Source organism: Halomonas sp. YLB-10 (assembly GCF_003856855.1).
Classification (GTDB): Bacteria; Pseudomonadota; Gammaproteobacteria; order Pseudomonadales; family Halomonadaceae; genus Halomonas; species Halomonas litopenaei.
Genome location: NZ_RRCU01000004.1, coordinates 75,059 through 99,731, shown reverse-complemented (window position 1 = coordinate 99,731; position 24,673 = coordinate 75,059). Strand labels below are relative to the sequence as shown.

At 64.3% G+C, this 24,673-nt stretch carries 24 protein-coding genes and 1 other RNA gene; 6 read left to right on the top strand and 19 right to left on the bottom strand.

Annotated elements, in window-relative coordinates; translation table 11 throughout:
• Positions 1–163: 163 nt before the first annotated feature.
• The 5 genes from EBB56_RS10375 to EBB56_RS10355 form a co-directional block, all read right to left on the bottom strand.
• On the bottom strand, positions 164–1,168 hold the full coding sequence (locus tag EBB56_RS10375; RefSeq protein WP_124804329.1) for a biotin-dependent carboxyltransferase family protein: 1,005 nt from the start codon (positions 1,166–1,168) through the stop codon (positions 164–166).
• Positions 1,158–2,072 carry an allophanate hydrolase subunit 1 gene (locus tag EBB56_RS10370; protein ID WP_124804328.1) on the bottom strand — a complete coding sequence of 305 codons (915 nt, stop codon included), beginning with the start codon at positions 2,070–2,072 and terminating at the stop codon, positions 1,158–1,160. The genes EBB56_RS10375 and EBB56_RS10370 overlap by 11 nt, the downstream gene beginning before the upstream one ends.
• On the bottom strand, positions 2,069–3,457 hold the full coding sequence (locus EBB56_RS10365) for an acetyl-CoA carboxylase biotin carboxylase subunit (protein ID WP_124804327.1): 1,389 nt from the start codon (positions 3,455–3,457) through the stop codon (positions 2,069–2,071). Before EBB56_RS10365 ends, EBB56_RS10370 begins: the two co-directional genes overlap by 4 nt.
• On the bottom strand, positions 3,454–3,711 hold the full coding sequence (locus tag EBB56_RS10360; RefSeq protein ID WP_045993215.1) for an acetyl-CoA carboxylase: 258 nt from the start codon (positions 3,709–3,711) through the stop codon (positions 3,454–3,456). Before EBB56_RS10360 ends, EBB56_RS10365 begins: the two co-directional genes overlap by 4 nt.
• Positions 3,712–3,792: 81 nt before the next feature.
• On the bottom strand, positions 3,793–4,548 hold the full coding sequence (locus tag EBB56_RS10355) for a 5-oxoprolinase subunit PxpA (RefSeq protein WP_124804326.1): 756 nt from the start codon (positions 4,546–4,548) through the stop codon (positions 3,793–3,795).
• Positions 4,549–4,680: 132 nt separating this feature from the next.
• On the opposite strand from EBB56_RS10355, the gene EBB56_RS10350 reads away from it, so the two are divergent.
• Positions 4,681–5,589 carry a LysR substrate-binding domain-containing protein gene (locus EBB56_RS10350; RefSeq protein WP_045993213.1) on the top strand — a complete coding sequence of 303 codons (909 nt, stop codon included), beginning with the start codon at positions 4,681–4,683 and terminating at the stop codon, positions 5,587–5,589.
• A 95-nt stretch (positions 5,590–5,684) separates the two neighbouring features.
• Here the strand turns inward: EBB56_RS10350 and EBB56_RS10345 are convergent, their stop codons facing one another.
• The 6 genes from EBB56_RS10345 to dnaX form a co-directional block, all read right to left on the bottom strand.
• On the bottom strand, positions 5,685–6,143 hold the full coding sequence (locus EBB56_RS10345) for a YcgN family cysteine cluster protein (RefSeq protein ID WP_045993212.1): 459 nt from the start codon (positions 6,141–6,143) through the stop codon (positions 5,685–5,687).
• Between the two features lie 4 nt (positions 6,144–6,147).
• Positions 6,148–6,450 (bottom strand): YcgL domain-containing protein, encoded by a 303-nt coding sequence (locus tag EBB56_RS10340; RefSeq protein WP_124804472.1) that lies wholly within the window; start codon positions 6,448–6,450, stop codon positions 6,148–6,150.
• Positions 6,451–6,567: 117 nt separating this feature from the next.
• Positions 6,568–7,701, bottom strand: coding sequence for a ribonuclease D (gene rnd / locus EBB56_RS10335; RefSeq protein ID WP_124804325.1), 1,134 nt, complete (start codon positions 7,699–7,701; stop codon positions 6,568–6,570).
• Positions 7,702–7,737: 36 nt separating this feature from the next.
• Complete coding sequence (gene recR / locus EBB56_RS10330; RefSeq protein WP_045993210.1) at positions 7,738–8,343, bottom strand: recombination mediator RecR; 606 nt, start codon at positions 8,341–8,343, stop codon at positions 7,738–7,740.
• Between the two features lie 92 nt (positions 8,344–8,435).
• A complete protein-coding gene (locus EBB56_RS10325) occupies positions 8,436–8,762 on the bottom strand; it encodes a YbaB/EbfC family nucleoid-associated protein (protein ID WP_045993209.1) in 327 nt (108 codons plus the stop codon).
• A gap of 39 nt (positions 8,763–8,801) precedes the next feature.
• Entirely contained in the window at positions 8,802–11,135 is a 2,334-nt protein-coding gene (gene dnaX, locus EBB56_RS10320; protein WP_124804324.1) for a DNA polymerase III subunit gamma/tau, read from the bottom strand.
• Between the two features lie 281 nt (positions 11,136–11,416).
• Here dnaX and EBB56_RS10315 point away from each other — a divergent pair, with 281 nt between their 5' ends.
• Positions 11,417–12,694: a hypothetical protein gene (locus EBB56_RS10315; protein ID WP_124804323.1), complete on the top strand. Its 1,278-nt coding sequence runs from the start codon at positions 11,417–11,419 to the stop codon at positions 12,692–12,694.
• A 20-nt stretch (positions 12,695–12,714) separates the two neighbouring features.
• Here EBB56_RS10315 and EBB56_RS22340 read toward each other — a convergent pair whose 3' ends face one another.
• From EBB56_RS22340 to EBB56_RS10295, 4 genes are all read right to left on the bottom strand, one after another.
• Positions 12,715–13,359 carry a histone deacetylase family protein gene (locus tag EBB56_RS22340; protein WP_409360205.1) on the bottom strand — a complete coding sequence of 215 codons (645 nt, stop codon included), beginning with the start codon at positions 13,357–13,359 and terminating at the stop codon, positions 12,715–12,717.
• Between the two features lie 595 nt (positions 13,360–13,954).
• Positions 13,955–14,698, bottom strand: coding sequence for a tellurite resistance TerB family protein (locus tag EBB56_RS10305; RefSeq protein WP_124804322.1), 744 nt, complete (start codon positions 14,696–14,698; stop codon positions 13,955–13,957).
• 249 nt (positions 14,699–14,947) lie between these two features.
• A complete protein-coding gene (locus EBB56_RS10300) occupies positions 14,948–16,318 on the bottom strand; it encodes an NAD-dependent succinate-semialdehyde dehydrogenase (RefSeq protein ID WP_108132613.1) in 1,371 nt (456 codons plus the stop codon).
• A gap of 170 nt (positions 16,319–16,488) precedes the next feature.
• Positions 16,489–17,514, bottom strand: a complete 1,026-nt coding sequence (locus EBB56_RS10295; RefSeq protein ID WP_124804321.1) for an aldo/keto reductase — start codon at positions 17,512–17,514, stop codon at positions 16,489–16,491.
• Here EBB56_RS10295 and EBB56_RS10290 point away from each other — a divergent pair.
• Both EBB56_RS10290 and EBB56_RS10285 read left to right on the top strand, forming a co-directional pair.
• Positions 17,513–17,704, top strand: coding sequence for a hypothetical protein (locus tag EBB56_RS10290; RefSeq protein ID WP_124804320.1), 192 nt, complete (start codon positions 17,513–17,515; stop codon positions 17,702–17,704). The two genes, EBB56_RS10295 and EBB56_RS10290, sit on opposite strands and share 2 nt — an antisense overlap.
• A 30-nt stretch (positions 17,705–17,734) precedes the next feature.
• Positions 17,735–18,697, top strand: a complete 963-nt coding sequence (locus tag EBB56_RS10285; RefSeq protein ID WP_045993201.1) for a hypothetical protein — start codon at positions 17,735–17,737, stop codon at positions 18,695–18,697.
• Positions 18,698–19,002: 305 nt separating this feature from the next.
• On the opposite strand, the gene ffs is transcribed toward EBB56_RS10285, so the two are convergent.
• An RNA gene (ffs, locus tag EBB56_RS10280) (signal recognition particle sRNA small type) lies at positions 19,003–19,099 on the bottom strand.
• 324 nt (positions 19,100–19,423) lie between these two features.
• Between ffs and EBB56_RS10275 the strand changes: the two genes are divergently transcribed.
• Positions 19,424–20,647, top strand: coding sequence for an acetyl-CoA carboxylase biotin carboxylase subunit family protein (locus tag EBB56_RS10275; protein ID WP_045993197.1), 1,224 nt, complete (start codon positions 19,424–19,426; stop codon positions 20,645–20,647).
• A 174-nt stretch (positions 20,648–20,821) separates the two neighbouring features.
• On the top strand, positions 20,822–22,843 hold the full coding sequence (locus EBB56_RS10270) for a hypothetical protein (RefSeq protein WP_124804319.1): 2,022 nt from the start codon (positions 20,822–20,824) through the stop codon (positions 22,841–22,843).
• Positions 22,844–23,096: 253 nt separating this feature from the next.
• Here EBB56_RS10270 and EBB56_RS10265 read toward each other — a convergent pair whose 3' ends face one another.
• From EBB56_RS10265 to EBB56_RS22150, 3 genes are all read right to left on the bottom strand, one after another.
• Complete coding sequence (locus EBB56_RS10265) at positions 23,097–23,660, bottom strand: GNAT family N-acetyltransferase (RefSeq protein ID WP_124804318.1); 564 nt, start codon at positions 23,658–23,660, stop codon at positions 23,097–23,099.
• 83 nt (positions 23,661–23,743) lie between these two features.
• Positions 23,744–24,196, bottom strand: coding sequence for a VOC family protein (locus EBB56_RS10260; RefSeq protein ID WP_260425331.1), 453 nt, complete (start codon positions 24,194–24,196; stop codon positions 23,744–23,746).
• 319 nt (positions 24,197–24,515) lie between these two features.
• On the bottom strand, positions 24,516–24,644 hold the full coding sequence (locus EBB56_RS22150) for a hypothetical protein (protein WP_260425330.1): 129 nt from the start codon (positions 24,642–24,644) through the stop codon (positions 24,516–24,518).
• Between the last annotated feature and the right edge of the window lie 29 nt (positions 24,645–24,673).

Genomic DNA, 24,673 nt, shown 5'->3' with positions numbered 1-24,673 from the left:
CAGAAGAGTCAGCCCATACCTCGGTGACAGGGCTCGAGTGACATTCCGGGCAAGGGGAGCCCGGGCGGAGACGTCTGGCTCCGCCGGGCAAAGTGGCAATTGCGGGAATAAGTGAGACGGGATCGAAGCACTCAGGCTCTTGCCTTCGATCCTTTTCAGCCGGCTAGTCGAGCGCCTGACCCTGGGCCTGACCCAGGGCGATGCGCAGCGCCTCCAGGCGCTCAGCGTAGGCCTTGCGCGCCTCCAGCGCCTGTCCGAGGGACACCTGTACGAAGCGCACCTTCTGATGGGGCTGAATCTGGCCCACCAGATCCATGTCGGCGCTGATCACCGTGCCAACCATGGCGTAGCCACCGCCGGACACGGCGTCTCGGTGGAGAATGATCGGCTCGCTGCCGGCGGGCACCTGGATCGAGCCGATGGGATAGCAGGCATCGACGATGTTGGACGGGTCGTCACCGGCTCCGAAGGGCGGCTCTCGCTCGATGAACCGAAGCGGCGTGCCGCCCTTGAAGCGATAGCCGATGCGATCGGCCTCCGAGGCCACGCTCCAGTCCTCCTGATAGAAGCGTTCCCTCGCCTCTTCCTCGAGCAGGTGGTCGTAGAGTCCCGGCACCACGCGCAGCTCATAGTGCTTGGCAAAGCGCGGCACAAAGGCCTCGGGAAGACGCCGACCGACTGCCGCGCGGGTTGCGGCGTTGGGTTGACCGATGGGCAGCACATCGCCGGCCTTGAGCGGGCGTCCCTCGAAGCCACCGAGGGCACCGAGCGCGTAGGTGCTGCGACTACCCAGACGCTCGGGCACGTCGATGCCACCCTCCACCGCCAGGTAGAGTCGCGCCCCGGCACGCACGAAGTCGAAACTCAGCACGCTGCCGGCGGGTACCTCAAGCACCTCGAAGTTGGGGTGGGGCTGGCCATCGATCTTCGGCACCATTTCTGCGCCACCGGTGGCGATACGGCAGGCCTGGGTAAAGCGCAGCTCCGGTCCCATCAAGGCGCACTCGAGTACCGCGGCGTCCTCGGCGTTGCCCAGCAGCAGGTTGGCCGAGCGCATGGCGAACTGGTCCATGGCGCCAGAGGGCGGAATGCCCAGGTGGTAATGACCGGCGCGTCCGGCATCCTGGACCGAGGTCGCAAGCCCCGGCTTGATCACTTCAATGCTCATTGAGCACCTCCTCGACGCGACGGGCCACGGCTTCGGGGGCCTCGCGATATTCATCCAGGTCGAACACGAATGGCGCGGTTTTCGGGCGGAAGCGCCCAGCCTCGGCAGCGGCCACCATGGCGTCGTACTCGCTGCGATCGACGGGCCGATGCTTGACGATGTCACCGGGACGGAAATAGATCATCGAGTCGTCGATGTGGGGCTGGCTGCCGCTGGGATCGTAGATCGGCATGGGGGTCACCCCGAACATCTGATAGCCCCCGGCGCCGCGCACCGAGTAGATGCAGCTGAAGCAGCCGCCGTAGCCGACGGTCTGCTTGGGCGTATCGGTACGAGGCCGCACGTACTTGGGCACCTCGATCTGGCGCTCTCGGGGCACCATCTGGTACATGAACGGCAGGCCGGCGACGAACCCCACCATGGACACGAACCAGGGACTGGCGCTGTGGGCCTCGATAAAGCCATCGACGCTGGCAAAGCCGTTGATCCTGGCGGCGTACTCCAGGTCGGTGCCTGACGGGTCCTGGTGGCGATCGCGAAAGCGCATCAGCGTCTCATGGGTCCAGGGGTCGTTGTAGAGCACCGGCACCTCCACCACCCGGGTCTCCAGGCGCTGAACCTGCTGGCCGAGCACCTCGGCATCGATCTGCTCCAGAGTCTCGATCAAGCGTGACAGCGGCAGCCGGTCAGGATCGTAGCGCACCTGATAGGAGGCGTTGGCGGGACAGATCTCGGTCACCCCGGGGATCTCGCGCTCGGCAAGCCGACTGGTGATCGACACCCCGCGAAAGAAGGCTTCCAGGTTCATCGCCTCGGACAGTTCGACGAACAGGAACTCGTCTCCGGCGGCGCTGTAGCGTGCGGGCTTGGCCTGCCTGGGGTCACGCTGGGTGGATGGCTTCATGACGCTTGCTCCTGTACTGATGGCGCTGACGCCGCCGATGCTGTGCCCAGCCAGTGCTCCAGGGTGCCGGTATGGAAGTCGCCGCGACGTACTGCCTGGTCCTCGACCAGCCGACGATGCAGCCCCGCCGTGGTGGTGAAGCCCTCCAGCGTGAACTCGTCGAGGGCACGGCTGGCTCGGACCAGCGCCGAGGCGCGATCCTCGTCCCAGACGACCAGCTTGGCCACCAGCGAGTCATAGAACGGCGGCATCCTGTAGCCCTCGTACAGGGCGCTGTCGACGCGTACTCCCGGGCCGGTGGGCCAGGTCAGTCGCTCGACCTGCCCCAGCGACGGAAAGAAGCCATTGTCCGGGTCTTCCGCGTTGATACGCATCTCCACGGCCCAGCCACGTATCGCGATATCGTCCTGGGCCACCCCCAGCGGCTCACCCAGGCATACCCTGAGCATCGCCCGCACCAGATCGACACCGGTGATCATCTCGGTGACCGGATGCTCCACCTGGATGCGGGTATTCATCTCGATAAAGAAGAACTCACCGCTGTCATCGTCGTACAGGTACTCAAGCGTCCCGGCGGCCTTGTAGCCGACGTGCTCGGCGAGCGCCACCGCGGAGGCGCAGAGGCGCTCGCGGGCGGCCTCGTCCAGCGCCGGCGATGGGCTTTCCTCGAACACCTTCTGACGCCGTCGCTGCAGCGAGCACTCCCGCTCGTACAGATGCACGGCACGCTCACCGTCGGCCAGGATCTGCACCTCGATATGTCGTGCACGCTCGATAAAACGCTCGAGATAGACGCTGTCATCGCCGAAGGCGGCTCGCGCCTCGCTCTGGGCCAGCGGTAGCTGGGCGCGGAGTTCCGCCTCGTCGGCAGCGGTGCGAATGCCGCGCCCGCCACCGCCGGCGGCGGCCTTGATCAGCAGTGGATAGCCGACCTCCAGGGCGACCTTCACCGCCTCCTCCACGTCGGCCACCGCCGACGGCGACCCCGGCACCACCGGAACACCTGCGACCAGAGCGGTGCGCCTGGCCTCGGCCTTGTTGCCCATGCGCTCGATCAATTCGGCGTCGGGGCCGACGAAGATCATGCCGGCCTCGACCACACGGCGCGCGAAGTCGGCGCTCTCCGACAGGAAGCCGTAGCCGGGATGGACCGCCTCGGCACCGACTTCCCGGGCTGCCGCCAGGATCGCCTCGATGTTCAGATAGCTCTTGGCGGCCTGGGCCGGGCCGATACATACCGCCTCATCGGCCAGTTTGACCGCCAGGCTGTCGGCGTCGGCCTCACTGTGGGTGACGATGCTGGTCAGGCCGAGTTCGCGGGCGGCGCGCACCACCCGCACGGCGATCTCACCGCGATTGACGATCAACAGACGGGTCGCGTTCATGCCTCGCCCTCCGAAACGTCGATGACCAGGATGTCCTGACCGGCTTCCAGCACATCGCCGTCATCCACCTCGATGGACGCGATCTGGCCTGTCACCTCGGCCTTGAGTTCGCAGAACTGCTTCATCACTTCGAGCAGGCCGATGGTGTCGCCGGCCTGGACGCTATCACCCGGGGACACGAAGGCCTCGGCCTCGGGCGAGGGACGGCGATAGAAGACGCCGGGAAAGGGGGCTTGCTGTGTTTGCTGGGACATGAGGTCTCTCGCTTGTCATTGGAATTGGTTTGCGCTGAACACGATCAAGGTGAAGATGGCTGTGGCCAGGCGGCCGCAGGCTCAGGGAGCCTTGAGCTCGATGCCGGCATCGGCCAGCCGGCGGCGGATGGCGTCGAGCATCTCCAGCGCCCCGGGGGAATCGCTGTGCAGGCACACCGACTGAAAGCTGACCGGTACACGCTTGCCGCTGGCGGTCTCGACCACGCCCTCGCGGGCCGCCAGCAGCACCTTCTCGGCTACCGTTTCGGGGTCGAGGCGCTGCACCTGGCGGACAAAGACGATGGAACCCTGATCGTCGTAGTCACGATCGGCGTAGAACTCGTGGACGCGCTGGATGCCCTCGGCCTCGGCCACACGATCGATCACCGACCCTGCCAGGCAGTAGATCGGCAGATTGGCGTCGATGGTCATCAGTGCACGACATAGCGCCGTGGCGAAGCCCTCGTCCCTGGCCGCGTGCATGAACAGGGCCCCGTGAAGCTTCAGGTGATGAAGGCCTAGGCCCTCCCGGGCGGCCAGTTCGCGCAGGGCGCCGAGCTGATAGATGACGTCATTGACCAGTTCATCGGCGGCGGCGTGAATATGCCGGCGACCAAAGCCGACCAGGTCGCGAAATCCGGGATGGGCCCCCACCGCGACCCCGTGCTTCGCCGCCTGCTGCAGGCTATGGGTCATGATGGTTGGGTCGCCGGCGTGGAAGCCGGTGGCGATATTGGCGGAACTGATGCCGGCCATGATGCGATCGTCGATGTCTCCGCCGATGCGCCAGGCGCCGAATCCCTCCCCCATGTCGGCATTGAGGTCCAGTGTTGTCATTGTGGGTCTCCTCGCGGGTGTTCCATCGTTGTATATGAGAGACGCCACTGATTGGAAATACCAATTCTTGTTTGGCATTATCAAAAAATCCGAATAACAGGTTCGAACAACAGAACTTGAGGGAGATCTCACATGGCGCGCAGTCCTTCCCTTCGCAAGCTGCGCTACTTCGTGGCGGTGGCGGAAAGCGGCAAGGTGACCCAGGCCGCGGTGGACCTGAACGTGTCCCAGTCGTCGATCACCACCGGGGTGCGGGAAATCGAGGACGAGCTGGGCGTCAAGCTGTTCGACCGACAGGCCCAGGGCATGGTGCTGACCCGCGAAGGCACGCGTTTTCTCGACCGGGTCAGACACGTCTTCCAGGCGGTGGACGAGGCCTTCGACTCGACCCGGGTGCACTCGCCGACGCTGGAGGGACGCCTCGATCTGGCCATGAGCTATACCGTGGCGGGTTACTTTCTTCCGCCGCTGCTGGCACAGTTTCAACGTCGCTATCCCGGTGTGACGGTACGCCTGCACGAGGCCTCGAGGCCGACGATCCAGGCCGGCCTGCTCGGCGGGCGCTTCGATCTGGCCATCATGCTGATCTCCAACCTTGAACCGGGTGCCCCGCTGGCCCAGCACCTGCTGATCCGATCGCCCCGCCGCCTGTGGGTCGCCAGCCACCACCCTCTTCACGGCAGGCGCGACGTTGGCCTGGCCGACGTCGCCCGCGAGCCCTATATCATGCTCAACGTCGACGAGGCCGAGCAGACCGCACTGCGCTACTGGGCACCATCGGGACTCGGTCCACAGACGCTGTTCAGCACATCCTCGGTGGAAGCGGTGCGCTCCCTTGTCGCCAGCGGCTCGGGCGTCAGCATCCTGTCGGATATGGTCTATCGGCCCTGGTCGCTGGAGGGCCGACGCATCGAGCACATCGACCTGGCCGACCCCATCCCGACCATGGACGTGGGCTTCGCCTGGGACCGCAAGAGAGCACTGTCGCCGCCGGCCCAAGCGTTTCGCGACGCCCTGATCGAGGCCATGGCGGCGGGCTGACGGCACGCCAGGTACCAGGGGCATGCCACAACGCAAGCGACCTCCCGAAGGAGGTCGCTATCAGAGATTGCAGGTGGCGTTGCCACAAGAGGCGTTCAGCCCTCGACCGGGATCACTGCGATGATGTGGTCCTCGAGGTCGGCCTCGTCCACCTCGGTCTCGGGGATGGCGAAGCTGCGCACGCTGATACCCTTGCGGTGGACCCGCTCGGGATCACCGCAGATCAGATGGTGCCAGCCGGCGAGCTTTCGTCCCTCGGCCAGCCGTCGGTAGGCGCAGGAGTGCGGCAACCACTTGAACTGGTGGGCGAGCTCGGGCGTCAGTTGGGTGCAGTCCGGCACCTTGGCGAGGCGATTGTCATAGTCGCTGCAGCGGCAGCTGTGGGTATCGAGCAGCCGGCAGGACAGGCCCAGCACCGCCAGATCGCCGGTGTCCTCGTCCTCGAGCTTGCGCAGGCAGCACTGGCCGCAGCCATCGCACAGCGCCTCCCATTCCTGCTGGGTCAGCTCATCGAGCGCGTAGCGCTCCCAGAAACGTTCTCTCAGCTCGGCCATGACGTCAGTAGCGGGCTTCGGTGGGGGTGCGATACAGGTCCAGCAGATACTCGTCCTTGGCCGGCGGCATCTGAAAATAGAACCCCTTTTCCTCGATCGCCGCCATCACCTCGGCGCCGCTGGCGCGCGCCAGCGCCTTGTCGGTGGTGAGGATCATGGTCATCACCGATACCGGCGTGCCGAAGCGCTCCATCAGCGCTTCGGGGACCCGCTTGAGCCCCTCGCGCTTGTCCACGTAGAGATACATCTCGTCCTTGCGCGAGCTCTTGAATATCTCGCACAGCATCTTGCCCTGCATCGTCGTCATGTCGGTCTCATCGGGCGCCACCTGGGCTGCCCTGTCGGTCTGGTGGGCGTCCTTTCGATTCATCGGACGCCTCGTCGTTGCTGTTAGTGTTTCGTCAGCCTGGTCGAGTCCTTCTTTCTAGCCGGCTTGGGCCAACTCCCCCAGGGCTCCTTCAAGGCGCTCATTAAGTCGTTCGCCACGCCAGCCACCGGGCAGCGGCAGCGGCTGGTTGCGCAGGCTGGCAGTGACCAGGGCTTCCAGCTCACGCCGGCGCAGCAGCACCTCGGGGGCGACTCCCAGCGACTCGGCGTCGAGATTGACCACCTTCTTGAGCGCCTTCATGCGCGCCTTGAACGGCGGCAAGGTCGGTGCCAGCGGCGCAGGCGCGAGCTCCGAGGCCTCTCGGTGCGCGGCCTGCTTGACCATCGCCAAGAGGGTGTCGCCCTCTCGCTTGATCAGGGTCGGCTTGACGCCCTCCACCGCCGCCAGGTCATGACGGTTGGCCGGCATCTTCTCGGCGATGGCGTAGAGCACACGATCCTGAATCACCCAGTTGCGCGGCAGGTCCCTGGCCCGGGCCTCGCCCTCGCGCCAGGTGGTCATCAGGCGGTAGGCCTCGACCTGACGCGGGGCCAGCCGCCATAGCTGACGCTGGCGCAGGTACCACTGGCCGTCGCTTTCGCTGGAGCGCTGCGACTGGGCCACCAGGTCGGTGCAGTCCTCCAGCACCCACTCGAGTCGACCGTGGCGCTCCAGCGACTCACGCTGGTGCTGCCACACCATCAGCAGGTAGACCACGTCCAGCGCCGCGTAGCTCAGCTGGGAATCACTAAGGGGGCGCTCCAGCCAGTTCGAACGGGTCTCTTCCTTGGGCAGCGTCTCGCCCACCCAGAACTCCACCAGCCGCTGGTAGCCCATGGCGGCGTCTTCGCCCAAGAGCCCCTGGGCCACCTGGGTGTCGACCAGCGGCGTCGGCGCGACCCCGGCCCAGTGGCCGAATACCTCGAGGTCCTCGCTGCTGGCGTGCAGCAGCTTCAAGGCGTCATTGGTCAGCAGTTGCCGGCAACGCTCGGTGCAGGCGACCTCCAGCGGGTCGATCAGATAGGTGGCGTCGCCACCGTAGATCTGGATCAGTGCGGGAACCGGGTGAAAGGTCTTCTCGCGAAAGAACTCCGTGTCCAGCGCCAGTACCGGTGCCTGGGACAGCGCCTGGCAGGCGTCGTCGAGAGCGTCGGCGCTATCGATCCATCGAATATCAGGGATTACAGGCATTCAAGCATCCATTTGAGGCAACAACGTTCGCCCGACTTATTCACTGTCGAAGGGCAGGCGACCGGAAAAGGCGCGGCTCAAGGTCCCGCCGTCGACGTACTCGAGCTCACCCCCCATGGGAACACCATAGGCCAGACGCGACAGACGTGCACCGTGGCGCTGGATCTGGGTGGCGATATAGTGGGCGGTGGCTTCGCCTTCCACGGTGGGATTGGTCGCCAGCACCACCTCTTCGATCAGGCCCTCTTCCATCAGGGTCTCGAGCTGATCGAGACCGATGTCCTCGGGCCCGATACCGTCCAGCGGCGACAGGTGGCCGTGCAGCACGAAGTAACGTCCCTGAAAGCCGCCGGCCTCCTCGATGGCCAGCATATCCGCCGGCGACTCGACCACACACAGCAGGCTGTCGTCCCGACGCGCGCTCTGACAAAGCCCGCACAGCGGCTCTTCGGTCAGGGTCCGGCAGCGCTGGCAGTAGCCTACCCTTTCGACCGCCTCACGCATCACCTCGGCCAGACGCTGGCCGCCTTCACGCTGGCGCTCCAGCAGGTGCATGGCCATACGCTGGGCGGTCTTGGGCCCGACGCCCGGCAGCACGCGCAGCGCGTCCATCAATTGCTCGACCAGGGGAGAAAAACTCATGGGCAAACTCGTCCAGCGCCGGGCGAACACTGCGTCCGGCGGATACACTCTCGCCCAGGCCAGTCGCTGGCCCGGGTCGCGTCAGGGTCGGCTCAGAACGGCATCTTGAAGCCGGGCGGCAGGTTGAGGCCCGAGGTCACCTCTTCCATCTTGGCCTTGGAGCTGGTCTCGACCTTGCGCACGGCGTCGTTGACCGCAGCGGCCAGCAAGTCCTCGAGCAGTTCCTTGTCCTCTTCCATCACCGACGGGTCGATCTCGACCTTGCTGACGTCATGGCGGCCGTTCATGGTCACCTTGACCATGCCGGCGCCGGCTTCACCCAGCACCTCGGCCTTGGCGATTTCTTCCTGGACCCGCTGCATCTTGTCCTGCATTTCCTGGGCCTGCTTCATCAGGTTACCCATTCCACCTTTCATCATGGTCCGATCCTCTCGTTTTAAACTGTCAGGCGCAGACGCTCAGCGTCTGGCCTTGCGGGTCTCGCCGGCGGGGGTCACGGTGGACTCCACCAGCCTGGCGCCGAATGTCTGCTGCAATTGTTGAATATGGGGATCACGCTTCAAGGCCTCAACCGCTTCGGCGTGGCGTTCCGCTGCCAGGCGTTCGGCCATCTGCCGCGGAGTCTCGACGCTGGTGTCGAGCTGACGCACCTCGATCTCGAGTCGACGGGGATACCCCAGGGCCTCGAGCGCATCGCGAATCCGGTTCTGGTGAACCTCGGCGTTCATCGCCGATTGCGACGGGTCCAGATGCAGATGTAGCCGTTCACCGTCGTCGGCGGCCACCACGCAGTGGGCGGCAAGGTTACGGGTCAGGCCCGACACGCCAAGATCGTCGAAGTGGGCCAGCCAGGCGCTGTGAGTCAGCGCCCCTGTCGGCATCGCGGTAGTCTCGCCAGCGGCGGGCTCTGCGGCGTGCTGCTGGTGCTGCGGCGCCTCGTCGACCATCGCCTCGGCCGCCCTCTCCTCGACCTCGGCGTCGGGCTCAAGGCTTGGCTCGGGGCTTGGCTCGGGGCTTGGCTCGGGGCTGGGCTCTTCGCTACTCGCTTCGCCCCCGGCGACCGCAGGCGTTTCGGCCAGGTGCGGTTCAGTCGGGAGCGGTTCGGTCGGGAGCGGTTGGTCCTGAGTAGACGCCATCGCTTGCCCGGCCTGGGCCTCGGCGGACGGCGTCTCGGCCAGGCCAACCGGCTCATTCGAGGCGGTCGGTGCCGGCTCGCTGGCGACGGCGGTGGGCGCCTCAGCGCCCGGCGTAGGGTCCTCGGGAGCACCGCCCTCCCAGGGCGGCGGCACGTCACTGGCGTGGTTGTTCGCACGATAGTCGGCTTCGCCACCGCTATCATCGCGACTGTCTGGCGCTTCACCCGGCATGGGCGCTGGCCCATCGACGGGCGCCGGCGCGGCATCGACACTGGCCTCGACCGGCGCCGCCGTCTGCGCCTGGGTCTCGGACGGGGATGGCGCCCCAGGCTCGGGCTGTGGTTCAGGCTGCGGTGCGGGCTGAACGTGAGACTGAGCCTGGGACTGAGCTTGAACGTGAGGCTGAGCTTGGTTCTGGGCTTGGCTCTGAGCTTGTGTCTGAACTTCGGGCTGCGGTTCGCTCCGAGAGTCAGGCAGCGCGGCAGACGGTGAACCCGCCTGCGGCGCTGTCTCGCCGCGCATCGGCAGCGGCGTCCGGGCGGGCCTGGGCACGCCCTGGGGACGAAACGCCAGCATCCGCAGCAGGGTCATTTCCAGGGCGGTACGCAGGTCAGGGGCGTGGGCCATGTCGGCACGTCCCTGTACCCCGATCTGATAGTAGAGCTGCACGTCCTCGGCGGCGAAGCGCCCGGCCAGTTCCAGCAGCGCCTGACGGTCGCCGTGACCGTTGTCCAGCGCCGACGGCACCATCTGACCGATCGCCAGGCGGTGCAGCACCGCCGTCAGATCGTCGAGCACCGCGCCGAAGTCCGGGCCCTGCTCGGCCAGGCTCGCCACCTCCTGGAGCAGCCGCGAGGCGTCCACCTCGGCCAGCGCCTCGATCAGCGCCAGCACGTGGCGATGGTCGAGGGTACCGAGCATGGCGGCGACGTCGGCGTGGCGGACCTCACCCTGGCCGAAGGCGATCGACTGGTCGGTCAGACTCATGGCATCGCGCATGGAGCCGGCGGCGGCCTTGCCCAGCAGCCACAGTGCAGACTCCTCGAAGGGTACCTGCTCGGCTTCCAGCACCTTGGACAGGTGGCCGACGATACGCTCCGGCGGCATATGCTTGAGGGTAAACTGCAGGCAGCGCGACAGCACCGTGGGCGGCAGCTTCTGCGGATCGGTGGTCGCCAGCAGGAACTTCACATGGGGCGGCGGCTCTTCCAGGGTCTTCAGCAGCGCATTGAAACTGCTGGTGGAGAGCATGTGCACCTCATCGATGAGGTACACCTTGTAGCGACCCTGGGTCGGCGCGTACTGAACATTGTCGAGCAGCTCGCGGGTGTCTTCGACCTTGGTCCGCGAGGCGGCGTCGACCTCGATCAGGTCGACGAAGCGGCCCTGGTCGATGGACTGACAGCTATCGCAACGGCCACAGGGGGTCGAGGTCACGCCGTCGTCACCTTCCCCCTTGTCGGTGCAATTGAGGCACTTGGCCAGGATACGCGCCAGGGTCGTCTTGCCGACACCTCGGGTCCCGGTGAACAGGTAGGCATGGTGCAGGCGGCCCTGGTCCAGGGCATTGACCAACGCCCGCTGGACATGCTCCTGCCCCACCAGTTCATGGAAGGTGCGAGGCCGCCATTTGCGGGCCAGTACCTGATAGCTCATTGAACGTTCTTTCCTGCGGCTGGGCTTTGGGCCAGGCGACCCGCTGAGACAACGCGGCGGGAGCGAGGCGGCGTGGCGGTCACGCGACGGTGTTTCCCGCCCGATGGTCGTGGCATTCTACCGGGTGGGGCCTTGGGCGCAAAGGCCAAGGGGGTTCACGCCGTTGAAGCGGCACCTCACACCTGTGCGCCCGTCTGGCGTTGCTCGCATCCGCCAATGGTGAGAGGTACCCGCAGCCAACCGACGGTAGCGTCCCGCCTTCCATTGCCACAGGACCCTTCATGTCTGACTCCGCGCCCACCTCCTCTGAGACGCCCCCCACCGCGAAGCGACGGCTTTCGCCCTCACGGCGACTGAAGGTGCTGCTGACGCTGGCCATCGTCGCGGTGATGGCGCTGTCCTGGCTCGATGTGCTCGATCGTGCGACCCAGCGCCAGGTCGAGGGCGCCACTACCCAGGCGCTGCTCGCCTTCGCTGCGGCCCGGGGGCTCAATGCGGGCATCTCGGTGCTGCAGTCCACCGAGATGGGCGTTGGCGTGTCGACCCATCCCTTCGAGGCGCTGGACCCCTTCAACGACCTGGTGGAGGACTACGCCAGCGTGATGAAGCTGGCCATCGGCTCACTGATCGGCCAGACCCTGCTGCTGGAAATCACCGGCTCGCTGATGTTCAAGATTGCCCTGAGCCTGGCCGGGGCGTTGCTGATCCTGTGCCTGTGGCGAGATTGGCGGCTGACGCCACTGGCGTGGAAGGCCTTCGCACTGATCGGACTCGGCCGGTTTCTGCTGCTGATGACACTGGTGGCCAGCACCCTGGTGGACCAGGCCTTTCTCGATGAGCGCACCAGCGCCAGCATGGCCGAGGTCCAGGGCCTGTCCGAAGAGGTCCAGGCCACCGGCCTGGCAGAGGCCGGCGATGCCCTGACGCCACAGCAGCGCGAGCGGCTTGAGGCCGAGATGTCCGATACCGACCAGCGGCGCCAGCAACTGCGCGAATCGCTGATCGAGACCAATCGACAGATCGGCAAGGCCGAGGACGCGGTGGAACAGAGTCGCGGTCGGCTGTCGCTGTTGACCGCCCGGCTGAGTCTGACCGAGCGCCTCAACCCCTTCCACGACAACCCCGAGATCGAGCGCCTCGAACAGCAGCTTGGCCAACGGCGACAGCGCCTGGCCGAGCTCACCGACGAGCGCGAGAATCAGCTCGCCGAGCTTGCCGCCGTGGACCGCGAACGCGACACCCTGCGACGCCGCCTGGCGGGCGAGGACCCGGACGAAGGTCTGTTCGACGGCCTGGCCGAGCGCATCGGAGCCCTCAGCGACGGCCTCAGCATCAGCGCCATTCAGAGCCGAGTCGAATCCGGCACCAACGCCATCCTCCAGTTGATGGCGCTGTTTGTGATGCGCACCCTGGTGATTCCGCTGCTGTTTCTATGGCTCGGGCTGAAGCTGTTCAAGGGGCTGTATTCGCGGCCCGGGGCATCCCTTCGCCTGCCACCACCCAGGCAGGAGCGGGTGATCCATCCGCCGCCCCAGGCAGACGTCGAGTCACTAGACTGAACGCCCCCCCCCCTGGAAGCCTAGGCGCCCTGGAAGCCCAGGAGCACCTTGGCCACATTGACGCCGATCTCTTCCACCGCGTAGCCGCCCTCCATCAGGATGACGGTGGGCAGGCCCAGGCTTGCCAGGCGCCGCCCCATGTCGAGGAAGTCATCGCTCTTGAGGCGGAAGCTCGAGATGGGGTCGCCTTCGAAGGTATCGACACCCAGCGACACCACCAGAAGGCTTGCCTGCTTGTCGCTGATCTCGGCCAGGGCAAGCTCCAGGCGCTCGCGCCAGGTGGCATAGTCGGTACCAGGCGGCAGCGGATAGTTGACGTTGTAGCCAAGCCCCCGCCCCTCGCCCTTCTCGTCGGCGTGGCCGAGATAGTAGGGAAAGCACTGGTCCGGGTCGCCGTGGATCGACTGGGTCAGGACATCGTCACGGCCATAGAAGATCTGCTGGGTGCCGTTGCCGTGGTGGAAGTCGACGTCGAGGATCGCCACCCGAGCGTGACCATCGTCGAGCGCACGCTGGGCCACGATGGCCGCATTGTTGAAAAAGCAGTAGCCACCGAACTGATCACTGGCGGCGTGATGACCCGGCGGGCGGCACAGGCCAAAGCTGGGCTGGCCGCTGGAAGCGGTGTGCTCGTAGGCCGACAGCGCCACGTCCTTGCTGGCCATCGCCGCCTCGAAGGTGCCGGGGAAATCGAGGTGTCGCCACCGAGGGCATAGTAACCAAGCTTGCCCCCGACATGGCCGGGAATACGATCTTCGCGCATGGTACGCGTCGGCCAGATGGTAGGGATGGCCTCGCCGCCGTGACCGGCGGCCTGCCATTCGTCCCAGCAGGTCGAGAGAAACTCGACGTAGGCTGCATCATGCACCGCCAGCACCGGCGCCAGGCCGTGCTCCCTCGGCGCGGCGACCGGTCCGACACCGCTGTCACGGAGCTGTGCGAGCACCAGGTCGACCCGCTCGGGGCACTCGAAGGGGGTCATCAGCTGGCCATCGTGGAGTTCGGTCCTGGCACGACGCAGCTTGGTCGCTTCACTGTGGTACACCTGCATGCTTGCATTATTCCTTTTGTTGACCGGCGACGGGTTGACCGACAGCGCCTTCAGCGCAAATCGGGCGAACGTATTGTGCCGCCGGGCCCGTCAACAAGGGAAGCCCGGCGACTGGCGCCGGGCTTCATCATCAAAAGGCTTTTCTGTCAGTGCTCTTGTCAGAGCTTGCGTGTCCGAGAGCTTCTCAAGCGGCCGTGCGTGACGGTGGCTCAGCCCTGCCCCTCGAGCTGGCGTTCCAGTTCGCGACGCACGTTCTCGTCCAGCGACAGCGCGGTGCCTAGCTCGTCCAGCCAGGCACGCTCCATGGCATTCTGGTCGTCGATCACCGCGGCGCTGGCCAGGTACATCTCCCGCGCCGCCTGGGGCGAGTCGGCCTGACTGGCCAGGGCCTGGGCGTCCAGCGGCGCCTGGAGCTGACGCTCGACCCAGCCATGCAACTCATCATCGGCCCCGAGCTGCTGAATCTGCTCGCTGATCAGGGCGCGCTCCTGGGCGTCGATGTGGCCATCGGCCCGGGCCGCCATGATCACCGCCTGCAATACCTCCAGGCTACGCCGCTCCTGGGCCTCGCCGCCGAGCTCCTCCAGCGGAGCCCCTTCACCGGATTGAGCCCCCTGAGACGCGGGGGTGGCCTCGTCACCGCCACGGGACTTCTGCCAGGCCTTCCAGGCCAGCATGCCGACGCCGGCGATGGCGCCATACTTGATCGCCTTGCCGCCCATGCTGCGGCCGCGCTTGGACCCCATCAGCATACCCAGCGCACCGCCGCCGAGCAGGCTCTTCATGTCCATGCCGCCGCCACCGCTGGACGACGACGATCCCCCGGAAAGCTGGGACGAGACACTGCTGATCAGCCCCTGCACGTCGAAGCCGCCCTTGCCGGAAGACGAACCGCCGGAAGATGAACCGCCGGCCTGTTTCATCAGTTGGTCGAGCAGGTACTTGGCATTCATATCGCACTCCTCCTTGGTCGATGGTCATTGGAAAGCTCGACGACGGCGAGGTTCCCCAGACACGAGCCGCCGTCTCGATTCAACCGCGGACAAGGGCCCATGGCGTCACCATAGACACTGGCACCAGCCTTGGCCTCCTGTTTTGTCCTCGCGGATCGAGCCCTCCTGAACGCAAGAACCCGCCAAGCGAACTTGACGGGTCCTGGTTCAGCGGCGCATCGCGCTGTCGGCTCAGATGTCGGCCCGGGGTCAGCGTGCCATCTTCACCATCTGGCGGTTGACGAACTCATCCATGCCATCCTTGCCAAGCTCACGGCCGAAGCCGGAGCGCTTGACGCCACCGAAGGGCAGCTCGGCTTCACTGCCGGGCGGCTCGTTGATGTGGACCATGCCCACCTCGAGACGATTGGCCAGCTCGAGCGCTCCCTCCGGGTTGGAGGTCTGGATCACCGCGCCCAGGCCATAGGGCGTATCGTTGGCCAGGTCGATCGCGTCCTCCAGATCGGCGGCGCGGTAGACCACGGCCACCGGTCCGAACAGCTCCTCCTGGAAGATCCGCATATCGCGGGTCACGCCGGTCAGCAGGGTCGGCGCGTACCAGGCGCCAGCGCGATCCAGGCGCTTGCCGCCGGTGACCAGGGTCGCGCCCTGGCGGATCGCGTCCTGGACCTGGGCATCCAGGTTGGTCAGCGCCTGCTCCGAGGACATCGGTCCCATCACGGTATCGTCCGCCATGGGATCACCGACCTTGATCTGCTCCACCGCCTCGCGGAAGGCCGCCAGGAAGTCATCGTAGACGGCGTCGTCGACGATGATCCGCTTGGCCGCGTTACAGGCCTGACCACAGTTACCGAAACGCCCCTGCACCGCCTGCTTGACCGCCTGTTCCAGATCGGCGTCGGGCAGCACCAGGAAGGGATCGGAGCCCCCCAGCTCCAGCACCACCTTCTTGAGCTGGCGACCGGCCTGCTCGGCCACCGCCGCGCCAGCACGCTCTGAACCGGTCAGCGACACGCCCTGCACCCGTGGGTCGGCGATCAGCTCGCCCACCTGCTCGTTGCTGGCGTAAAGGTTGGTGTAAAGCCCCTTGGGCGCACCCGCCTCTGTGAAGATGTCCTCGATGGCCTTGGCCGACTCCGGACACTGGGGAGCGTGCTTGAGCAGGATGGTGTTGCCGTTGAGCACGTTGGGGCCAGCAAAGCGCGCCACCTGATAGTAGGGGAAGTTCCAGGGCATGATGCCCAGCAGCACCCCGAGGCCCTGCTTGCGCACCTCGGCCTTGGCGCCGCCGGTGACGATGGGCTCCGGCTCCAGCCAGGCCGGGCCGTTGTCGGCGTAGTAGCGGTAGATGTCCACCACCACCGACATTTCGCCCAGGGCCTGGGACTTCGGCTTGCCCATCTCGCGCACGATGATATCGGCGAGCTGGTCACGACGCTGTTCGTGCAGGTCGGCGACCCGGTGCAGCAGCGCCGCACGCTCGGCGGGGGTAACGTCACGCCAGGCCAGATACGCCTGGTGCGCCGACTCCACGGCCTTCAGAATCTCGCCGTCGCTGGCGTCGGGGTAGGTGGCTTCGACCTCTCCGGTCGCCGGGTTGGTAACCTTGTAATGGCTCATGGCTGTCTCTCCTTGCGGCATGGCTGTGCGACCAGCCTTCGCATGGCGAAGGCTCTCGGCAGATTCAGGGGCTAAACAGCATAGCGCCGGCCCGCCACGGTGGACAGGAGGATTCGACCAGAGTTCGGCGTGGCTGCCGAACAAATTTCTCCCCGAGGCCTGTCGACGCCTCAGTGATCCCCGTCGCCACGCGCCGGTGCAAACTCCTCGGTATCGATATCCGCCTGCTGGGCCTCGCTGTAACGCGCACCGACCACCTGGTCCGGCGTCATCATGGCGTTGATCAGCGCAAGCGTGCCGGCGTCCAGCGTCAGCGCCTCGGCAGCCAGGTTCTCTTCCTGGTGGGCAGCGGTTCGTGATCCGGGGATCGGTATCACGTCCGCGCCCTGCCCTCTCAGCCAGGCCAGCGCCAACTGGGCGGGGGTGCACTCGCGCTGGCGCGCCAGCGCCTCGAACTCGGCCAGCAGGGCGAGATTGCGCGGGTAGTTGTCGGCACTAAAGCGCGGCATGCCTCGGCGCATGTCGGCCTCCTCGAGCCTGGCGGGGTCACGCAGGGTACCGGTCAGAAAGGCGCGGCCCAGCGGGCTGAACGCCACCAGCACGGTATTCGACTCACGGCAGGCGTCGAGCAGCGCGATCTCGGGGTTGCGCGTCCACACCGAGTACTCCGACTGCACCGCCGCGATGGGATGCTCCTGCCGGGCCTGCCTGAGCGTCGCCGCCGACACCTCGGACAGCCCGACCCCGCCGATCTTGCCTTCCTGCTCGAGTCGTCCCAGTTCTCCCACGCTCTCCTCGATCGGCACCCGGCGATCCCGTCGATGCAGGTAGTAGAGATCCAGATGATCGGTCTTCAGTCGCGACAGGCTCTGCTCGCATTGGCGGCGCAGCGTCTCAGGCCGCCCGTCGATGCGCTTGGCACCGATCTCCGGGTCGAAGGCCATGCCACACTTGCTGGCCAGGAAGACCTCTTCACGGCGACCGGCAAGCGCTTGCCCCACGACTCGCTCATTGGCCGTCTTGCCGTAGAGGGTGGCGGTATCGAAGTGGCGGTAGCCCACCTCGAAAGCGTGCTGCAACACCCTGACCGCCTCGGCTTCCGGCAACGGACTGCCATAGGCGTGGGACACGTTCATGCAGCCAAGGCCGATGGCTGGCGCCCGCAACCGCTCGAGCCGACGAAGGACGTCTGACATGCAATCTCCCGATCATGTTGATAAAAAACTGACAACCCACATCGAAACGACGGGATTTCCGCTTCTAAGCGTCATCGACAACCACTACTATCGTATTAGCCCGATTCAGCATACCTGTTTAAGGCTACACCAGTATGCCCGCGAGACGGCCATCGTTTCTGGTAACCCGGAAGCGATTCCCAGCACATAACGATAACCCCTAAAAAGGATAGACAACGCAGTGGACAACCTATCGATTGGCGTGGACATCGCCACCAGCCTGGCGATCCTCGGTGCCTTCGTGTCCTGGACGCTGGACAATCACCGTCAGCGGCGCATGGCTCGCGAGGTCGGCATCAATGACCAGGCCCGCGCCATCGCCGTGACCAAGGTCCAGGAAACCACCATCCAGCTGTCAAAAGACTTCAACAGCATGATCACCAACGCCGGCAAGATCGAACGACGCCTCAACCGGCTGTGGAAACAGGATGGTGTGGACGCGGTCCAGCGGCATATCGAGCAGAACGACGACTACCTGGAAGAGGTCGGCGAATACCTGCAGGCGTTCAAGGACGAGGTCTCGCGCTACTACGAGAGCTGCCACGTCCACAAGTACCTGCTGTTCCCGGTCCTCGGCAGCCTGCCCGAAGGCGACGGCATGGTCGCCAGCATCAAGAGCGACTTCGACGATATCGCCCGCTGCCATGACGAGATCAACTCAGGCTACGCCCACCTGCTGCGTGAACTGGAAGGCGCGGTCAAGATTGCCGACCGGCTCGCCAAGGTCGACGAGCAGGATCCCGAGCACGCCGCCCTGAAAAAGAAGCTGGTCAACGCCGTCAGCAGCATCGCCTACGACCCCGACTACAAGGAGTTCATCCACTACTTCATCCCCGACGGCCAGGAAGAAGCCTTCTACCGTGAGTACGACAATCGAGAGATCCAGGACCAGGAGCTGAGTGGCGTGGTCATCGGTAACCTTTACGGCACCCTGATCAAGCGCCCTGCCCGCGCTCAGGCCATGTGCCTGCTGCTGGCGCGCCAGTCGATCCAGCGCACCCGCACCGAATGCAAGGAGGTGCTGTGCTCACTGAGCGCCGTCGCCAGCGTGCTGCTGTCGCGCAACGAAGAATCCACTCTCTCGGCGGAGATCGCCAAACTCAAGTCCGATGACTACTTTGCCCTGGATCGCGAGATCCGCTAGGCAAGGCAGTATCCGCCTGGGCGAGGAAGAGCCGAGACGAGAAAGACAGGTAGGGGCGCCGAGCAAGGCGCTCCGCTGTGTAAACAGGAAGTTCCTGGTATCGCAGCGCGGGCGGCGCATCAGACCGGCGAATGCCACATCGAAGGGGCACCTCAATACCGACCCACAAATGCGGGAATAAGGAATACTCAGCGCAAGATAGCAGACACGGTTGTACCACCTCTTTGTACCACTGTTGTGCAACAGCGGGATCAATGAGGTAGAAGGTCCTGCAGGATCAAAGGCATGGCCTGAAATGGAGGCGGCCCCGACAGCCACATCCCGGCACACGCGTCCACCACTACCGTTGCTCCCTTCCGGGCCTGGCGGGGTTTGCGGTCTAGCGTTGCGGGAGGACCGACAGGGCCACCACAGCGAGGCGAGCTCGACAACAAGGAAATGTCGACTGCCTGAAAACGTCACCGGGCAAGGCCTGAAAAATCAGCCTCTTGCTCAGGACGCGGGCACTATACCAAGGTCATGCCCGGGCCACAAGGGCAAACCCAGTAGACTTTGCCTCAACAGTCATGCAGCGCTCGAAATGTGAGACTTCTACACTGAAGCTGTATGGTGGAAGCACCTTAACGCCTGGGAGCTCATACTCACCAGGCGTCACTTTTTGAGGATGACGACCACGAACAACCAGCACCATTACGCCCACCAACGCCCATTCCAAGGAGGCGCTGCATGAACAAGGATCCCAACAAAGGCTACATCGCACTACTCGGCTGGAGCCTGAACGCCATCGAGGCCGCCGAGAATTTCGACCGTCGCTACGTTGTGGTGGCCCCGGACTGGGCCGAGGACTACTGCAAGCAGCACGATATCCCCTACGTCTCCTGGAACTTCGAACGGCTCAACGACCGCTCGCTGGAAATCGCCGAGACCCTGCGCGACATGGGCGTGGACGTGTCCATTCCACTGTTCGAGGAAACCGTGGAGTGGGCCGGAGCGATCAACTCAGTGCTACTCGACAACCCGCGCCTCTACGGCCAGTCGCTGCTGCTGCGTGACAAGGCCCTGATGAAGCGGCGTGCGCAGCTCGGCGGTATTCGCGTCGGCATCTTCGAGGAAGCCCACGACCACCAGGACGTCATCCGCTTCCTCAAGCGGGTCAACCAGACCCTGCTCAAGCTCGACGGTGACCCCAACGACCCGATCCACCTCAAGGCCTTCGACAAGGCTGGCTGCCTTGGACACCGGGTGATCCGTACACCCGACGAGGTCGACACCATCCCGGAAGAGGAATTTCCGGTGCTGATGGAATCCCACCTGGACGGCTGGGAGTTCGCGGTGGAGGCCTGGATCCATGATGGCAAGATCGCCTTTCTCAACATCTCCGAGTACGTGACCCTGGGTTATTCGGTGTTCGTGCCGGCCTCGCCGGAGCTTGAGCGCTACCGCGAGCAGATCCGCGTGCAGATCGAGAAGCTGATCAAGGCCTTCGACATCGATTTCGGCCTGATCCACCCCGAGTACTTCGTCACCAGCGATGGCGAGATGTACTTCGGCGAAGTGGCCTATCGTCCGCCCGGCTTCAAGGTGTTCGAGCTGCTCGAGCGGGTCTATGGCTTCAACGCCTACCAGGCCAGCATGCTGGTGTTCGACCCCAAGACCACGCCCGAGGAAGTCGCCGAGTTCTTCCCGCGCGAAGTGGTCGACGCCAACGGCTTCGCCGGCTGTTTCGGGGTCTATCCGCGCCGCCGTGTGGTCAGCCGTCTGGAAATCCCGGAGTCGGTGGAAGACCACCCCTACTTCGAGTCACACGAGCTGACCGCGCCGCTGGAAGAGACCGTCACCAAGCGTACCGCCTTCGGTACCCACTGGGGCCTGGTCTACTTCAAGGGCGACGACGCCCATACCTTGCGCGACCTGTTGAAGGCACAGGAAGACGAGGACTACTACATCTAGGCCTGCCTGTTAAGCGCTGCCCCGTCGGGGCAGCGCCGCCGGATTGGCGACGCCGCCGCCCGAGCATGCGTATACTGGCGTCGTCCGCTCGACGTGACACGACTCGACCCCCTGATGTAGGGACTGCTGCCGGAACTCCTCCGGGAGCCAACTTCAGGACGACAAGGAGCCGGTGTGACCAACCCAGACACTCCATCCCCCGCGGATAACGACAAGCTTCGGGGCCTGCTGACCAAGCTGGACGACGCGATCGCCAGCCTTGGCGAGTCCCGGGAGTTCGCCAAACCGGCCAAGCTGCCTCGGGTCATCGATACCTGTCGCCGGGTGCTGATGCAGCCGGGAGGCTGCGCGGAAATCGAACAGCGCGCCGAAACCCTCGAACAGGCTGGCCTGTTTCTGGGATCGGACTGGGCCAGCCCGCATATTCTGATCCCCTCCCTGACCACCCAGTCGCTCAAGAGCGCCGACAGTTCGCTGGTTGTTATCGAGGCCTTGAGCGAGTTGCGTATGCTGGCAGTCGCCAAGGGACGCTATCGCCACCACCTCATTTCCGATGAGGGGGCCCACCACTACCTCACCCAGGTCATGGCGATCAATCTGCCGCTGCTGTTTTCCGCCCCGTCGGAGGCAGAGCGTGAGACCCAGGGCCGTCTGGCCGAGATTCCCCGCCAGCTGTTTCAGTACCTGGCCGAGCGCATCGGCTACGAACACGTCATCGACGAGCTGATCAGCGAGATCTGGCGGATCCTGCAGCAGCGCCCGATCCAGGTTGATCCGGTCAAGCAGATGATCACCCAGATCGCCCTGTGTCAAGCCAACCCCGAGATCGACCTGGGCGCCAGCGGCCAGGGCGCGGACCGCCTGGTCAGCTCGCTGTTCGGCCCGACCCAGGGCTGCCGTGAGGACCCCGGCATCGAGGTCTACCGCGAACGGCTAGCCAGCATGGACGCGAGAGGCCTGCAGTACGAAGCCAGCGGTTTTGCCAGGGCGATGCACGACACCGGCCTGGTGTCGCCCTATCACCCGGTGCTGCTGCGCCACCTGCTCGACTTTGGTGACAACCTGCTGTCCGAGGCGCTGGGGCTTTCGTCCACCGGCCGCGATTGCCTGCTGTGCTACTGCGATCTGGTCCACACCATGGTGCGCACCGCCATCTATCCGGAGACCGCCCAGGCCGTCTATGGGCTGGCACTGACCCTGGAACGTGGCATCCTTTACCAGCCACCGGTGGCGCCGGCACTGTGGCGGCAGCTTGGCCTCAAGCTATCCGACTGGTCCGAGGCGCGACTCCACGCCGCCTTCGGTGATGGCGTGTCCTACCGGGCCCGCCTGATGGAAGGTGTGCTGTGCATGCTGGGCCTTCCATTGGGCGTCGGCCAGGGCAACAACCCGACCTGCCAGTCGGCGCGAGCGCTGTCCATGTGGGCCTACAACGACCCGGACTATCTGTTGCAGATGGTGGCCTGGGCCGCCCGCGACGATGAGATCCTGATGCACTTCGAAGGCCAGCCGATCTCGTCTCAGGAGAGCCTCTCCGGCGTCGCACAGACCCTGCCGCTGGACCTTGATCCAGTGTCGCTGCTGGTGGTGCCGCATCTGGACCGTATCTACGCCGAGATGGGGCGTCGCTGCCTGGGCCGTGAGGGAGACCCCCACCGCTGGGTCAACCCGGAATTCCATGGCTGGTGGGCAGGACGCGGGTTTCGTATCAATGTGGACGTGGCCACCGGCCAGCTCACCGACCTGGACACCTTCCTGCGCCATTTCTATGCGAGCTACCACCCCTACTACAACGGTAACCAGCCGCTGATTCACCCCCAGCCCGCCGGCATCGCCGTCACCGACAGCGCCGGGCGCTTCATCGGCTGGCATGCCATCACCGTGTTGCGGGCCTCGCTGGATCCGTCGGGACAGATGCGCATCTACTTCTTCAACCCCAACAACGATAGCGGACAGGACTGGGGCATGGGCGTGAAGGTCAGCACCTCCAGCCATGGAGAACGCTTTGGCGAGGCCTCTCTGCCCTTCGAGCAGTTCGCCTCGCGTCTGTACATCTACCACTACGACCCACTGGAGCACGGCGAACTGGCCCAGGTCGACCAGCAGGAACTCGACCGCGTCGTCGCCATGATTCAGGAAAGCTGGGGCGCCGACCGCATCCCGGCAGGTGGCCTACAGGCCGACGAGGGCGTCTAAAACGCCACTGGCCCGGACTTGGCGGAAGAGTGCTTCCTTCCGCCAAGTCCGGGCCAGTGCCCTTCCTTCTACCTGTGTAAACCTTTTTGAATCGTCGTCCAGACACAACAGACACCGAACACACGGTGTCAGAGGGTCTGCTACCCTCGCCGCCACCCGACTCGGCTTGCCGGGACTGCCGGTGCATGAATGTCTGGATTCGAGGTCTTCTACCTCATTAACGTCGCCATCATGCGCTTGCCACGTGCAATTCTCAGCTAGCCATTGCTGAAGGGTCGCTTGCCAGTCGACCATACATCGCCGAGTCAGAGACAATGCCGTTGACTTCCCAACGCTGCCTCAACAAGCCTTCTCGGGAAAACCCGAGTCTCTCAAGCGCGTTTGCAGAAGCCTGGTTGTCCGGATCGATTTCTGCCTCAATTCGCCGTAGCCCCAATGAATTGAAACCATACTGAATTAATGCCTCGCCAGCCTCACCAATGTAACCCTTTCCCCAAGCAGAACGACCCAACCCAAATCCGATCTCGGCACGCCTGGATTCCTTGTCATAGCTGAACAACATACATTTACCAGCCAGATCACCCGTAGACTTCAGATATACGCCAAGTACGAGCGATGTTTGACGTCGTATCGCATCATTACTCGCATTGATGAAGTCAATGGCGTCCTGAAGGGTTTTCCAAGGCGCAGTATTCCAATACCGCATAACCTCAGGATCAGAGAAAATTCCCAGCAGGCTTTCCGCGTCCTCAATCACTATAGGCCTAAGTACCAATCGTTCAGTTTCCACAACTGGAAAAAATAACTCTTTCGACATTCACCTCTCCACTTTTGCGTATAACGCTGAGCACAGCGACGCCACTTCAGTGGCAGCCAACGGCCCCGTACTGATGCGATTCGTTATGCAGTGATCTGTTGCACAAAGCCGGACTCATCCCGAACTCCAACTCGGTTGCCATCAGGATCACTGATATTGATGGTTCTTCCCCATGCACTCTCGGTAATAGAAGCTTCGATGCCCCATGACCTAATTTCCCTCAGCGCATCTTCCAGGTCATCAACGTTGAACCGCAACTTGAAACTGCACTCTTTTGGCGACTTGATTCCCTTCTTCGCCTTGCCCCCCTGTTCAACCATCAGGTATCCGCTTCCATACTCGAAACAGGATAGTTTAAAGTCATCCTCATTTTTTTCGAACAGTAGAGGAAGACCAAATAGGTCGCGATAAAAAGCAACGCAATCCGAATAGTTTTCGGAGTTGGGGATGATTCCGTAACGGGACACATTCGCGTACACAATTCCCCCTACTGCCTGACGTTTAGCGTACCGGCGAAATATGGAGCGCAGCGACAAAGCTTGCCCGCGTTCACGCGGTGGTTAGGCGAGTTTACCCCATATCGCAAAGATAACCGACATATCGACCACGATATGGAAGAAATGGGAAATGGCCAACCTTCCTGCGCCTGTAACCACTTGTCACACCGCAACTAAGCCTCATTAAATGCGTGCTCGCAGCTCAAACACTTAAAATTATCGAGAATATTCTCGTCTACTGCCCTGCCCGTCATCGCTCCAGCCGTGGCACCTACTGTACCTCCTGCCAAGGCACCCGCGATAGCTCCCGCCACTGTTCCAATCGAGGCTCCCGCTGCCGCACCAAGAGGGCCAGCAATCACGCCAACTGCCGCACCTGCTTTTCCTCCCGCAGCAGCGCCAGCAACCGCCGTTGCCGCCCCACCCGCTGCTCCACCCATCCCCCCGATGGTAGCGCCAGCTCGCTTTCCATAATTCCGCTTGTCAATCTTTAAAGATCCACACTTTGGACACTGC